Annotated in this window: 8 protein-coding genes; 3 read left to right on the top strand and 5 right to left on the bottom strand. The window is 60.5% G+C overall.

What is annotated here, in order from left to right:
- Nucleotides 1–50: 50 nt before the first annotated feature.
- From HDF15_RS18540 to HDF15_RS18520, 5 genes are all read right to left on the bottom strand, one after another.
- Complete coding sequence (locus tag HDF15_RS18540; RefSeq protein ID WP_184258211.1) at nt 51–1,829, bottom strand: ATP-binding protein; 1,779 nt, start codon at nt 1,827–1,829, stop codon at nt 51–53.
- A gap of 143 nt (nt 1,830–1,972) precedes the next feature.
- Nucleotides 1,973–2,335, bottom strand: a complete 363-nt coding sequence (locus HDF15_RS18535; RefSeq protein WP_014264853.1) for a response regulator — start codon at nt 2,333–2,335, stop codon at nt 1,973–1,975.
- Nucleotides 2,336–2,408: 73 nt separating this feature from the next.
- Nucleotides 2,409–6,032, bottom strand: a complete 3,624-nt coding sequence (locus HDF15_RS18530) for an exodeoxyribonuclease V subunit beta (RefSeq protein WP_184258209.1) — start codon at nt 6,030–6,032, stop codon at nt 2,409–2,411.
- Complete coding sequence (locus tag HDF15_RS18525) at nt 6,025–8,733, bottom strand: PD-(D/E)XK nuclease family protein (RefSeq protein WP_184258207.1); 2,709 nt, start codon at nt 8,731–8,733, stop codon at nt 6,025–6,027. Before HDF15_RS18525 ends, HDF15_RS18530 begins: the two co-directional genes overlap by 8 nt.
- A 518-nt stretch (nt 8,734–9,251) precedes the next feature.
- On the bottom strand, nt 9,252–10,427 hold the full coding sequence (locus tag HDF15_RS18520) for a sugar MFS transporter (RefSeq protein WP_184258205.1): 1,176 nt from the start codon (nt 10,425–10,427) through the stop codon (nt 9,252–9,254).
- Nucleotides 10,428–10,818: 391 nt separating this feature from the next.
- Here HDF15_RS18520 and HDF15_RS18515 point away from each other — a divergent pair, with 391 nt between their 5' ends.
- The 3 genes from HDF15_RS18515 to HDF15_RS18505 all read left to right on the top strand — a co-directional run bounded on the left by HDF15_RS18515 (nt 10,819) and on the right by HDF15_RS18505 (nt 14,138).
- Nucleotides 10,819–11,727, top strand: a complete 909-nt coding sequence (locus HDF15_RS18515) for an SCO family protein (RefSeq protein ID WP_184258203.1) — start codon at nt 10,819–10,821, stop codon at nt 11,725–11,727.
- 34 nt (nt 11,728–11,761) lie between these two features.
- Nucleotides 11,762–12,145, top strand: a complete 384-nt coding sequence (locus tag HDF15_RS18510; protein WP_184258201.1) for a hypothetical protein — start codon at nt 11,762–11,764, stop codon at nt 12,143–12,145.
- 82 nt (nt 12,146–12,227) lie between these two features.
- Nucleotides 12,228–14,138 (top strand): ABC transporter ATP-binding protein, encoded by a 1,911-nt coding sequence (locus HDF15_RS18505; protein WP_184258199.1) that lies wholly within the window; start codon nt 12,228–12,230, stop codon nt 14,136–14,138.
- Nucleotides 14,139–14,398 lie beyond the last annotated feature (260 nt).

Raw genomic sequence — 14,398 nt, 5'->3', positions numbered from 1 at the left:
CTTCAGCAAGCCCGGTTTTTTTGTAGCGCTTCATTTATCCATTGCGCACTTCAGCTATCGAGCCGAGGCAGGAACACAGTAATCCTGGTTCCGTGATTCTGCTCGTCGGTGCTGCTCTCGATCTCGATGGTTCCGCTGTGTTTTTCGATGATGCCGTGGCTTACCCACAGGCCCAGCCCGGTGCCATGCTCTCCCTTGGTGGTGAAGAACGGCTGAAAGACCTGGGGCAGCGCGGCATCGGAGATTCCGACTCCGTTATCGGAGATCGTGATCTCGACACCAGCTTGCCTGCCTCCCGTCTTACCGCTGCGTACGGCGGAGCGGAGCTTGGTACGCACTGCGATGATTCCCCCCTGTGTCGAGGCATCGGCGGCATTGCTCAGCAGGTTGATAAAGACCTGACGCAGTTCGACCGGATAACCTGTGACGCTGGCATTCGATGCAAAATCTGTCCGGACTTCAAGCTGCAATTGGCTCATCTGGCGATTGAGCAGCAGGAGAACACTCTCCAGCATGTCCTTCACATCGACTGCTACAGGAGTCTTCGACTCGCGATACATGCCCAGCATGGCTCGGCTGATCTGTGTCACACGATCGAGTTCCTGGCTGGCGAGTTGGAGAAACTGGGTGGATTCCTCGGGGGTAGCTCCGTCCTTCATGAGATAGAGCAGGTTGCCGACCGCATCCAGCGGATTGTGAATCTCGTGCGCCAGGGTTGCGGCAAGCCGGCCGGCTACGGCGAGCTTTTCCGTGGCGAGCAGCGCGGCTTGTGAGCGGAGCTGTTCGGTGATGTCGCGAAAGACCATGACGACACCGACCAGCCTGCCGGAGCGATCATGAATGGGAGCTCCGCTGTCGTCGACATTGAGCTCCGATCCATCCCGGCGCAGTAGCAACGCATGACTGGAAAGGTTAATGACGCGCTGTTGCTTTTTGACCATGGCGAAGGGTGTTTCCAGGGGCTCGCGCGTCGTCTCATGCACGATGCGAAAGACCTCTTCGAGCGGCTTGTGGACAGCTTCGGCCTGGCTCCAGCCCGTGAGCTGTTGCGCGACTAAATTGAGCAGTTCAATGATGCCGTCGATGTCGCATACGATTACACCATCGCCGATGGAAGTGAGCGTAGTGCGCAGGCGTTGCTCGGATTCGTAGGTGCGCTGTGCATTCAGGCGTAACGACGCCAGCGTGGCCTGGAAGGCCGCGGACACCTGGTGCAGACGGCTCCGGGCGAAGAAGCCGATGGCGAGGCCGATGATCAGCGCCAGGGCGATGAGGATCTCCAGGGTTTCGCGCACCTGCCGCTGCCAGGTATCGCCGATCAGGGTGCGTTGCGTTTTCTGGGTTTCGACGATGTTATTGAGCCTGTCGCTCAAAGCCTCCATCTGGGCCTTGCCGCGGAGATTCAACCCGGAATCGCGGGTGTTCTGGCCCGCACTCGTCGCTGCGATCAAAGGCGCGGCGAAGGAGTTGCGCCAGACGTTGTGAGCCATGATGAAGTCATCAACGGCGCTTGGATCGCTGCCTTGTTGTGTCAAACCGTCCCTGAGTTCATGCAGGGCATTGTCGAGCGGGACCTGGGAGTAGTCATAGGGCTGCAGAAAGATCTCGTTGGACGTGATCTGATAGCCGCGCAGACCGGACTCCTCATTGACCATCAGGACAGAGACGAGTGTTGCCGTGGCGATGTTGTTATCCGCCTTGCGCATCTGTGCGACCGTTCGTTCGGCGTTTTCGATCTGTAAAGACAGGATGGCGGCGACGAACATGAGCGCTACCACTGGAATCAGCAGCGTTTGCAGCAACACCCGATTGAGTTGGCTCAGATTCACAGTAGGTTGAGGCTCTCGAGTTTCGTCCAGCTAAAGCAAATTTCCTGTAGGTGTATAGCGAAACCGCGACATTTATGGCCGTTTTTCCCCAGAAAAACGGTACTGCACGCCCGATTCAACCTCCCAGCAACAGGAGATTTGCTCTAGTTGGAGAAGAGGCTGTCCAGCTTTTGCAAAAGCATGGGGGGACCTTCTCCTTTGGTCATAGAGATATCGACGAGGCCCACGAGATCTGCTGGAATCGCCATATAGGCTGAAAGCAGAAGGATGGGAACCTGGGGTTTGCGTTCGCGCATTTGAGCCGCGACCTGGCCGCCATTCATTCCCGGCATGGAGTAGTCCAAAACTACGGCCTCGACCGGATTTTCTGCAAAGATTTTCAAGCCTGTGGGCCCATCCTGCGCCGTCAGTACGGAATACCCTGACCGTTCGAGGATCATTCTGCGTACTTGAAGACCGACCGCTTCATCATCGACGCATAGCACCAGGCGGCGAGATTGCGGCATAGTTCTTCCTCCATCCAGACCCGACTGCCGAAAGAATATCATTGCGGCTCTTATGGCTGAAGGATTTACGACGTCAGGTTGGCCAATGAATCAACCTTGGAATAAGAGGGTAATAGAGCCCGAGCATAATCTGTCTGTCCGCATCGGTTAATAGTCGGCACACAGCGGCGTAGCTTTCCATCTGCGGACTGTACTTGGCGCGTTCGTCTTCCGCAAAGCGTTCCGCCGAGCGCGAGCCCTGCTCTGTGGTCTTGAAGTCGACGATCCAGAGAGCCTCGCTCCCCACGGATAAAGGCGTTGTGCCGCCCGGAAAGGTACGGTCGACGCGCAGCGTGGGGGACTCTGCCGCCGCGAAGGTAAAGGCCCGTTCGCTGACGGCGGTGGGTTGGGGCATGAGAATCCAGCGGCCGATGTCATCGCTGAGTGTCTGCACGAGCGCTTGCAGTGCCCGCGAGGCCTCCCTCTGACACAGTGCGGGCGCAAGGCCTTCGCCACGCAGGCTGGCCAGCAAGCGTGGTTCCCAGGAGCCCAGCTCTGCCAGCAACTCGTCGGTTGTGGTGCCGCTTGCCAGGCGGGTGGCAAGCACCTGAAGAAAGCGATGGACTACATTGCCGAAGGCACGCACGGCGAACGAGCCTTCAGGGCGCTCGAAGTTCGGCGTCTGACGCAGGGCGGAGGCGGAGAGATAAGGCAGGCGCTGCTCCGCGGCTTCGGCGAAGCGCTGCAGGGGATTGAACGTCAGCGGCAGACGATGAATGAGCGGAGGTCCGCTGACCTGCGGAGCCCCAGGAGTGACTGCTGGAACAATTCCTTCTGAGGATTCATCTGCTCCGAGCGATTGCTTCAACTGCTCTTCAAGGTTCGAAGGGGGTGCTTCCAACCATGCGTCGAAGTGTTTCTGTGCTGCGGGCCAGCAGGAGTACAGAAGGGTTCCGATGGGTGGCTTGACCTCGCCCTTCGATGTTCGTTCGCAGGTGGCGAAGAGATGAAGCTCTTCGCGGGCACGGGTGCAGGCTACGTAGTAGAGCCGCTTGCGCTCGGCCTCCTCGCGCGCGTTTCTTATGTGGTTCAGCCACTTGTAGAGCTCATCCGGATCGCTGCCCTTGCCGTAGATGGGCGCCAGCACGATGGATGGGCCGGTAACATCATCGCCATCCAGCTCCAGCCAGTTCAAAAGATCGCTGCGTGAGGTCTGCCCTCGTTTCTCGAGTGCAGGGACGATGACGACATCCCACTCGAGGCCCTTTGCGGTGTGGATCGTCATAAGTTCTACCGCAACTTCTCCACTGACGGCTTCGGCAAAGAGTTTTTCCAGCCGCGTCTTGAGAGCACGAAGATCTATCCAGCCGCCGGGCTGTTCCAGCTCACGAAGCAGAGCGAAGGAGTGCTGGACGTTGGTTCGCTGCTCGGGTTGCAGGAGTACGTCTCCGCCCAATGATCTCCAGGTGCGCTCGATGCGGACGGCGATGTCGCCACGACCGGACTCGCCGAGCGCTGTTCGCAGGATGGGCCAGGCGCGCGCGAGCAGTGCACGGCCCTCGTCGCTGAGATAAGACTCGCGTGCCTCGATCAGAGCGGGAACGGTGTCGGAAGCGGCTGGGGAAGAGCCTTCTCCGGTTAGCGCCAACAGGTCGGCGATTCCCAGACCGCACCACGGAGCATGCAGCACAGCCAGCCAGGCGACGCGGTCCGCCGGATGTAGCAGGGCGCGCGTAAGGGCTAGCGCGTCGAGGACCTCCGGCCGTTCGTCGAGAGCTTCGACCTTGACGGCGCGGAAGGGGATGGGGCTATGCTCGGCATCGCTGCGTTGGAACTCCGCGACGATGGGTGCGAGGTGACGCCGCGCGCGCGCCAGCACGGCGATGCGCCAGGGCTGTGTGCGGCCCTCCGGCAGAGGCTTCTGCTGCCAGTGCTCGACGATCTGACGGATGCGGCGCGCTTCCAGGAGTGCGTGATCATTCCTGGGATTGTTCGTCGGGGCGCTTTCCATCTCTTCGCCCCCCTCTTCTTCTCCAAGGATCGCCGTGTGCCAGACGATGCCTTCGCTCTCAGTCTTCTGCCGCACGGCGGTAGCGGCGACAAAAGGCACATCGATGGCTTCGCTCGACAAGGTTGCGTCAGCGCCGGGAAAGATGCGGCTGAAGTCGCCGTTGAAGTCTTCGACCAGCGTGGCCTGCGAGCGGAAGTTCGAGGTGAGGCGGAGAACGCCGACGGGCACATCGCCGAGGCTGGCCTCCTGCATGGTGCGCATGAAGCGCTCGACGCGCGCCTGGCGAAAGAGATAGATCGACTGCTTGGGATCGCCGACAAGAAAGAGCGTCTGGCTGTGGCCGTCCCACGAACGAGTGAGCAGCTCGATGAGCTCGTACTGGCTGGACGAGGTGTCCTGCATCTCGTCGACCAGCAGGTGCCGCAGCGTTGCACCGGAAGATCCGGCAAGATCGGCGGGGCCTTCGTCGGCGCGAAGAGCCTCGCGGGCTGCCAGTGCCAGTTCGGCAAAGTCGCATTCGCCGCGTTCCGCGAAGAGTACCTTGAGCTCGGCAAGCGCATGGAGCAGGAGGCGGAAGAGGGCTTTGGCGACCTCCCACTGTCCGTCCGGATAGCGTGCGGGCGGCAGAGCGCGAAGGGCATGGAGCGCCTCCAGCAGCCGGTCGTTCTGGATGGATTCGATCAGTTGAACCAACTGCTCTTTTTCGTACTTCGGAAGCATGAAGCCGAGGTTCCTGTCGGTGATTCCTCTGGATTTGCGCCAGTCTTTCTGCGTCAGCAGGAGATGAACCAGCGCCACCCAGTGGTCGAGGTGCTCGGCCTTGGTCTCAGGAGGCCCCTCGAGGCCAGCGCAAAACGAGATGGGGGAAGGCCCGTCGTTGTAGCCGGGCTGCATTCCCAGGCGAGAGGCTAGTGCGGCCAGCTCTTGCAGTAGACCCGCAGGCATGACTTTGGTGGCGCGTGTCAGACCGGCGCAGACGATGTTCTCCAGCGCGCTCTCCAGCCTGGGCCGCACCTCTCTGTCCAGTGCGGCATCGTCCAGCGACTCGCGATCGAGCGGAATGAGTTCGCCCCACTGTTCGCGTGCGGCCAGCATTCTGGCCAGCAGTGTTTCGCAATCGCTCAGGCTGCCGTCGCGATGCAGCAGGATGGTGCGCAGAGCAGTATGCAGGGCAGCATCGCTGCCGCCGAGCTGCATCAGGGTACGGCGTGCGGCAAGGCGGTAGAGCGGCTCTGCGTCTTCCACGGGTGTGCGTGAGCCTCCGCTGCCCGAGAGTAGCGGCAGGGTGCTTGCGATCTCCGCGCAGACGGAGTCGATGGTGCGGACGCGCAGTCTTTGCGGGTTCTCGATCAGCTCCCAGCCGAGTGCCGCATCGCGTGCCAGAACCGTTTGTGCGAGCTCGCGTGTTTCGCGCTCGAAGGTGCTGTTCTCGTCGCGCAAAGGCGTCTCGTGATGAGCCTTTTCCAGCTCTGTGAGGATGCGTGCGCGCAGCTCGGCGGTGGCTTTCCGGGTGAAGGTGATCGCCAGAACTTCTTCCGGTTGTACGACTCCGTCCTCTGTAAGCAGCTTGAGATAACGCTGCATCAGCAGACCGGTCTTGCCTGAGCCCGCCGGGGCTTCAACGATCCATGAAGCTTTAGTGTCGAGTGCGCTGGTTCGCGCGGCAGCGTCGGAGGGCGGCGCTGGGAACTGGAGGACTTCAGCCATCGATGCGGTCCTCGCTGGCTTCTTCGCTGTCTTCGTTGCCGGTCAGCAGGCTGGTGGGATCCAAACGGCAGAGCAAACGCTGCGCACAGTGGATGCAGGTCATCGGATAGTCCTTGGGATGCACGGTAGCGTCTCCTCCGGCGAAGGACTCCGCCAGTGTTGTCAGCGTTGTGCGCCACTCTTCGACCTGGCCCTGCATGTCGAGGACGGTCCTGGCCGGCGTGCCCGGGATCAGGCCTTCCGCATCCTGATAGCCGAGCCACTTCATATCGCGTCCCGGACGCACCTTGGCGAAGGCCAATCCCTTCAGCTCTCCTTCACCGGGCAACAGGGCATAGAGCGGAAGCTGCGGTTCATCAGGCCGTTCGCCCAGCCAGTTCTTCGGATCGGAGGAGTAGCTGGTCTTGTAGTCGACCAGAAAGACACCGCCTTCGACGATGTCCAGGCGGTCGATGCGCAGCTTCAGATCCAGCGGTCCGATGCCGATAAGCTCATCGTGCTCGATGTACTGCACTTTGAATGGTCCACGTTCCATCTCTTTGTCGAGCCACTGCAGCAGGACGCGTTGCAGGCGTTCTTTCTGCAGGGCCACGTAGGCTTCGTCCCATCTGCCCTGGATGTTGAGGTCTTTGTCGAGAGCCTGGTCGATACAGCGGCCCAGCAGCTGCGCGCGTGCGTCACGAGACATCGCCTGCAACGTGGACTGCGACTGAACCTCTTCCCAGAAGCGGCTCATGGCTCCATGCAGCAGGCTGCCATTTTCGCGGGCGTCGAAGCCCGCGTCGCTGGCTTCGAGTTCGGTGGCGCCCAGGCGTATCTCCGCAAAGGCGCGGAAGCCGCAGGCAGCTTGTAGTTGCAGCACGCGTGCGCCACCCCGTACCTGCGAGCTCGGCAGTGGTGGCAAAGAAGTGATGTCTTCAACGATCTCCTCTGTTACCTGAAGCGCAGCGGGAGATGCGGGGTTGAGGTTGCGGGCCGCAAGCTGCTCCCAGCCGAGCTCGGAGATGGCAGGCGAGAGCCGCTGCTCCCCGTCGGCATTCTCTCTCGCATAGGTAAAGAGCACATCGCTGGAGCTGCTCAGCAGGCGATCCAGAGCGTGTTGCGCTCGCTCGGTGGCGCGCGGCTGGCTGGTGCCGGGCATCCCCAGGCTGGCCTGCAGCCCCCAGCCAAGCAGGGGATTCGAGCGTTCGACAGGAGGCCAGTTGGCGTCTGTGGCGCGGGCAAAGAGGACGGCGTCAAAGGTCATTCCGAGTGCGTTCGCCGGAGTCATCACCTGCACAGGAGCATCGTTGGAGGGAGGTGCGAAGAGAGTGGCGTTGGCCTGGCGTTCCAGTGTGCGAAGCGTAGTGGAGAAGGAGACGCGCCGTCCTCGGAAATCGAGCGTTGCCATCTGGTCGAGCAGATGGTCCCAGGCGATGGTCGCCTGAAACTCGTCGCCGGTCAGCGGGCGTTCGCCGGGCCAGTTCGCGGCCTTCGCGAGACCGCGCAGGAACTCGGCCCAGTCGGCAAAGCCGCGCGGTGTGCCGCGATTTTCATTCCTCTTGAAGAACGCATTCAGAGGCTGCAGCCAGGCAAGAGGGGCTATGCCACGGCTGGACTGCTGTGCCAGATAGAGCAGTGAGGGCAGATCGATCTCCGGGCGCAGCAGCTTGGCCTGGCGTAGATCATAGGCATCGAACTGCGCGCTCTGGTTCTGCCCGCCGAGTACTCCAAGGTAAGGCGAAAGCAACAGGGCGCTGACCTTGCCGAGTTCCAGCGGGCCCTGCGTCCAGCGCGCGAGATCGAGCATCGCAGCGATCATCGGCAGGGAGGACAACGGCTTGCCGCTGGAGAACTCGTAGGGTGTCGAGGAAAGATCGACGCCAATTTGCTGAAGCTCGGGAGCGAGGATCTCGCGGAAGAGGGTCTCCAGTTCCGCACGATCTTTCTCCATGTCAGGCAGCAGAACGCTGACTCGCGCGCCCTTGCGTTGCTCGACAAAGTTTCGAATCCAGCGGGCGAGCGCGGGCAGTTCGTCTTGTTCGTTGTCTGCCTGCACGATCGTTCGCTGGGCGCCGGGCTGCGGCGGTACGTCCAGCGAATGCTGCACAAAGAGGGAAGCGTTGGAGCGCATCGCATCGAGCAGTTCTGTTTGTGCGGGAACCCAATCGCCAAAGCCCGCCAGCATGACATGGGCTGGTGCAGTCAGGGTTCCAGCCTCGATATGCTGCCGCAGTGCAGTCTCCAGCGCAGCTCGCGAGAGGTAGCCACGCTGTTCGCATCCACGCCCAAAGGTCTCCGCCCAGCCTGCAAAGGTTCGGGCATCGTGGGTGGTGGCAAAGGCCCGCAGGCGTTCCGTTGCGTTGTAGGCATGGGCGAGGTTCCAGGCCTGGCGTGCCATATCCGCCAGCGAGTCCGACGAGCCCAGGGTCGCTTCGTCGCCCTCGCGTGTGCCTGTGACAACCTCGCGCCACAGGTCGTGTTCCTGTGCTTCGTTCAAGAGCAGGCGCGTGTCCTCGCCGGAGACGATCAACTCGCTCCAGAGCGAATCCATCCACTGCCCCCAGGAGAGAACGCGAGCAGGCTCCCAGGCCTGCAGCCCCAACTCGCGTTGGCTCGCGTCAAAGGTCCGGCGCAGGCTGCGAGAGGCGGCCTCGGTGGGCATGACGATGAGCGCGCTGCCGCTGAGGGCGTCGAGCAGTGCTAAGGGTAGGGCGGCCAAGGGCATCGATTACGTTTATACGCTGGTAGCCGGTGGGGAAACCATGTGGCTAAAACATCGCATACGAGGGTGTGATGCCTCTTTGGTCTTTGCTTTTCTTGTTGTCATTCCCGCAGGGAATCTGCTGTCTGCTCATGCCACGAATGCCTTTGTACAGTTTCAACCCTGCAGTAAAAGCCGTTCTACAAGAGCCTACCTATCTGCCGAAGGCCGGAGTAAAGGCGCAGCCGCAACGACTGAATTGCTTTCTTTGGTTGCGGTGAAACAGGTAGCCGCATTCGCGAATACATCCTGGGTGTTCCCTGTGCCACCTGGGCTACACGCAGGAATGCAATTCAGTCGTTGCGGCTACGCCTTCACTCCAGCCTTCGGCAGAAAGGTGAGCCTTTCGGCCCGGTTCATATGGCAGGGTTGAAACCCTGCCCTTCCGAATCTTGCCTTAACAAACTATTTGCACGGCTCGATTTTTATCTTGAACCGCAGTTTGATGACATACCCTGCACCTGTGCGGGAATTCTCTAAAGTTCCGGGGATGAGCCGTTGCGCGCCGGGTTCCAGAAGCTGACGGCAAGCAGCAACAGGGCGAGCACCATCGGCACAACCATCGCAAGGCGCAGCGAGCCGCTGTGCGTGGAGACGATTCCCATCAGCCACGGAAAGGCCGCCGCGCCAAGGCCGGAGATCGCCAGCACGAATCCCGCTTCTCGTGCCGAGGGCGAGCGGCGCATCAGCAGGCCAAAGGTTGCCGGGAAGAAAGGCGAGAGGCTGAGCCCCAACAGGATGCAACAGAGTGAAAGCTCTGTGGCATGGTGCGTCATCGTCAGCGCGCCGGTGAAGACGAAGGAGAAGACCAGGCCCACGCGCTGCACGGTGCTCTCGCGGATATAGCGAAGAGCAACCGAAGAGAGCCCACGCCCTGCGGTGAGCGCTGTCCACATCAGGATGGTGGCGGACTGGCCGCCGAGCAGATGCGTGTCGGAGTAGCGGAGCGTATAGGTCGTGAGCCAGCCGGTGAGGCAGGTCTCCAGACCGCCGTAAAAGAAGAGCAGCAGCACGAAGGGAAGCAGGGTCTCCATCGAGAGAGATGGATTCCTGGGTGCACCGGACGGTTGTGAATCCCGGGAGCCTTCTCCAGTCCGCAAACGCCAATCGAGGCCTCCTCCGATGCTGATGACGAGAAAGGCCGCGGCAAAGTACAGCAGAAGATTGCGCAGGCCGAAGCGCGGCATCAGGGCCGCGATCACGACTCCGGCGCCGACCGCGCCCAGACTCCAGAAGAAGTTCAAAGAGGCCAGCGCTGAACCGGTGTGTGCGCGGTAACGGTGTCCCGCGAGGATATTGGTCGAGGCGATGATCTGGCCGAGTCCGATGCCTGCGACAAAGAGTGTCAACATGCCGCTCAGGAGCCCTTGAGAGAGTCCAAAGGCCCCGAATCCGGTACAGGCCAGCAGAGTGCCGCCGAGGATTCCGAATCGCAGCTTGCGCGGTACGGTGACGCCTCCGATGAAGGAACCAAGAAACTTGGCGAAGAGCAGCAGGCCGCTCTGGGAGTCGGCAAGATGCCAGTTCTGGGAGACGGAGGGGAGGATCGGACCGAGGAGAACAGTTCCCAGCCCCGTGAGCAGGAAGCCGAGAGCGAGCCAGAGTACGGAGGGACCTGCGGTCGTGTCGTCGGGTCTGTGCGATAACTGCACTGGCGTTTGCTCCTGCGTTGGACAAACTCGTCCGTGAAGGTGAGGCAGAAGCGGTCCCAAAACAGCAGGATATTCCTGAGATTTTGCCTTCCGCAGTAGCTGCCGCACGGGGTCAACTCTGTTGGTGAAGCTTTTGGCTGTGATGCTAACACGGCAGGCGAAGGCACAGCCGTAGAAGCAGGTAGGGCGTGTCATCGCAAACTGCAAACGCAAGGTGCGCGAAGGACGCTAAGTTTGCGCAGAGTTTCCTTTGCGTCAACTTGGTGTACTCGGCGCACTCTGCGTTTGCAGTTTGGATGAGCACGGTAGTTGCCGCGGAAGAACCTGCAGCGGGCCAGCTATCATAAGAGGTGAGCCCGATTTCTTTTCATCGTGCTCCCTGAGGCTCTTCGTGCGTTTGCGTTCTACTCTTCTCGCTCTCGTTGCTGCCATGACCCTGGCTCTTGGCAGCCTTGTGACCGGTTGTCACTCCACGGCGAAGCCGTCTTCGGTGGCAACGAAGCATTACCCGATACGGGGCGTTGTCGTCGAACTGGACGCGACCAACAAATCCGTTCTGCTGAAGCACGAATCGATTCCCGGCTTCATGGAAGCGATGACGATGGCCTATCGGTTGAGTGATCCGACGGTGATGTCGGAGCTGCATCCGGGCGACAAGATTACCGCGACGCTGGTGACCGACGAGGATGCCGACGGCCCAACGAACATGCGCCTAACCGACATCGTCGTGATCGCGCAGGCAAGGCCGGACTACAAGCCGACGGTGCAGTATCACGAGCCCGCGCCAGGCGATTCTGTTCCCGACTTCGCACTACTTAACCAGTCGGATAAGAAGATCAGCCTCAAGCAATTCCGGGGCAAGGTCCTCCTGATGACTTTCATCTACACACGCTGCCCTCTGGCGGACTACTGCCCGCGCCTGAGCCGCAACTTTGCGGAGATCGATAAGTCCCTCAGCACGGACGCCGCGGTCTACGGCAAGACGCATCTGCTCAGCATCAGCTTTGACCCTACCTACGACACGCCGAAGGTGCTGCGGAGCTACGGCGGAGCCTACACTGGACGCTATACGCAGGAGCAGTTCGGGCATTGGGATTTTGCCGCGCCTACAACGGATGAGATGGAGAAGATGGAGCAGTTCTTCGGCCTCGGGGTAACTCCCGGAGACAACGGAACGCTGCAGCACTCGTTGTCGACGCTGGTGATCGGCAAGGACGGAAAGGTCGTTGCGTTCTATCCGACCAACGACTGGACTACCGATGAAGTGATCGCGCAGATCCGCAAAGCGGCCACTGCGTAACTACAAACTTTAATTCTGAAAGCGAGATTCCTCTGTGGCAAAACTAACGATCGTCTTTGGAGTGCTGCTGGTTGTTCTGGGTGTTGCCGGTTTTGTGATGACCGGTTCCAGCCATCCGACGTCCCTCATCCCCTGCTGGTTTGGCCTGGTGCTGGCGCTTAGCGGCGGTCTGGCCTCGGGCAACGACGCGAAGAAGCGCATGCTCTGGATGCATATTGCGGTGACCGTTGGCTTGCTGGGCTTTCTTTTCCCGGCGGTGATGTCGATTAAGTCGCTCGTAAAGGCTCATGCCCAGCAGGTGGAACTGGCTCATCCGGCAGCGGTGCATGAGCAGCTCATCATGGCGTTTGTCTGCCTGATTTTCGTCGTTCTGTGCGTCCGGTCGTTCATTGCAGCCCGCCGTGGGCGTGTAGCCTGAGTCTTCGGTGAGTCTGGAACATCGAACACTCAGGACTTCATTGAGACTTCGATTCATCGTGGCAGGACATTAAGGTTAATCCATGGCAGGTTTAGGAAGCTCGGGTCTCGGTCGCGGCAGCGGTGGTTTGCGTTCGGCCGAGAGGCCCTCGCGTAATACCAGTAAGGCTCTCAGTGCCGATTTGACGGCGAAGCGTCCAAAGCCGAAGCTCAGCGACATTCTGCCTGAGGTCTGGGTGCTGATCAAGCCGCGCCTCTGGCTCCTCTCCGGCTGCTTCTTGCTGATGATCGTCAACCGGGCGTCGAGTCTCGTCCTGCCCGCTCTCTCTCGGCCGCTGATCGACAAGGTGATGAATGCGAAAGATATCTCGCTTCTGCCGATGATCGTTGGCGCGGCTGTCGCGGCCACCATCCTGCAGGGTGGCACCTCGTATGCCCTGACCCAGTTGCTATCCAAGTCGGGCCAGCGCCTCATTACCGACATCAGGAAGCAGGTACAACAGCACATCGGACAGCTTCCGGTCGCGTTCTACGACGAGAACCGTACGGGCACGCTGGTGGCTCGCATCATGAACGATGTTGAAGGCATCCGCAACCTGGTCGGCACCGGAGTGGTGGACTTTGTCGGCGGCGTGCTGACAGCGATCTTTGCGTTCGTCTGGCTACTGCATATCAGCGTAAAGATGACGCTGCTCACTTTCGTTATTCTTCTGATCTTTGGGGCGATCCTGCAATATGCCTTCAAGACGATTCGCCCGATCTTTCGCGAGAGAGCCAAGATCAGCTCCGAGGTGTCTGGCCGCCTGACGGAGTCGCTTGGCGGCGTCCGGGTGATCAAGGGCTATCATGCCGAGGCCAGCGAGGCGAACGTCTTCGCCGACGGCGCGGAGCGCTTGCTGCGGAACGTCATCAGTTCGATCACGGCGCAGTCGTTTATGGGGCTGGCTGCGACAGCTGCTCAGGGCATCGTTACGGCCTTGGTAATGTTTATCGGAGCCCATGAGCACTATGCCGATAAGCTCACCGTGGGCCAGTACTTCAGCTATGTAATGTTTCTGGTCTTCATGATTGCGCCGCTTATTCAGCTTGTCTCGGTCGGCACGCAACTTACCGAAGCTGTCGCCGGTCTCGACCGCACCCGGGAGGTTCTCGCCGAACGTCAGGAGGACGCCGATCCGCTGCGTTCGCACGAGATCGGTGTTGTGTCCGGAGATGTTCGTTTCGATGATGTGAGCTTCTCCTACGTCGACGACAAGCCTGTGCTGCACAACATCAACTTCGAGTCCAAACCGGGAACGGTGACGGCGCTCGTCGGGTCGAGTGGCTCGGGTAAATCAACGATCATCAGCCTGATCTGCGGCTTCCATACCGCGCAGAGCGGAGCGGTGCTGATCGACGGTCACGATCTCGCGACGTTGAAGCTCAGCAGCTTCCGGAGCCAGCTTGGTGTCGTGCTGCAGGAGACCTTTCTCTTCGATGGCACGATTCGCGAAAACGTGAAGTTCTCGCGGCCTGAAGCGACAGAAGAAGAGTGCATGACGGCCTGCTCGATCGCGCGTGTGGATGAGTTCGCCGAACGCTTTCCGGAAGGCTACGACACGATCGTCGGGGAGCGTGGAGTGAAGCTCTCAGGCGGGCAGCGGCAGCGCATCTCGATTGCACGAGCAATCCTGGCGGACCCGCGCATCCTTATCCTCGACGAGGCCACAAGCTCGCTCGATTCCGAGTCCGAGGCGCTGATCCAGCATGGTCTGAGTTACCTGATGCAGGGCCGTACGACCTTCGTGATCGCGCACCGGCTCTCGACGATTCGCCGAGCCGACCAGATTTTGGTGATCGAGCAGGGGAGAATTCTGGAGCGCGGCACCCACGATGAGTTGTACAAGCTGGGAGGCCGCTACTACGACCTCTACACGCAGCAGCATGGGTTGGAGACGAATCTGTTCCTGGCGCCGGGTGAGGGTGACAAGGTAGAGTTGGCCGCCAAGGCATAGGTAGCGTTTGACGAATCGGCGAGCACGATTTTGCAGTTGTCTCTGAGATAGGCCCGGGCCTATCTCAGGACAACGGCACGTTTAGCGTTCCGTGCAGTTTAGAGCAGCCTAGCCTTTGGGGATTGCACAACGATGAGACCCAGCATCGAACTAAGCCCCGAAGGGGCGACGCCATCACAGCCCAGGGTGAAACCCTGGGTAACAATACCCCCAAAGAGGTGTAGCCCTGAAAGGGCGGTCTATCCTGGCTGGCATCGATA

It is taken from the genome of Granulicella mallensis, from assembly GCF_014203225.1.
GTDB classification, from domain to species: Bacteria; Acidobacteriota; Terriglobia; order Terriglobales; family Acidobacteriaceae; genus Granulicella; species Granulicella mallensis_A.
Note: the sequence above shows the minus strand (reverse complement) of the source record. Positions and strands in the feature narration are given on the sequence as shown.

Coding starts and splice junctions, on each gene's coding strand:
- HDF15_RS18535 (WP_014264853.1), bottom strand. CDS start 2,335: ATGCCGCAATCTCGCCGCCTGGTGCTATGCGTCGATGATGAAGCGGTC.
- HDF15_RS18530 (WP_184258209.1), bottom strand. CDS start 6,032: ATGGCTGAAGTCCTCCAGTTCCCAGCGCCGCCCTCCGACGCTGCCGCG.
- HDF15_RS18505 (WP_184258199.1), top strand. CDS start 12,228: ATGGCAGGTTTAGGAAGCTCGGGTCTCGGTCGCGGCAGCGGTGGTTTG.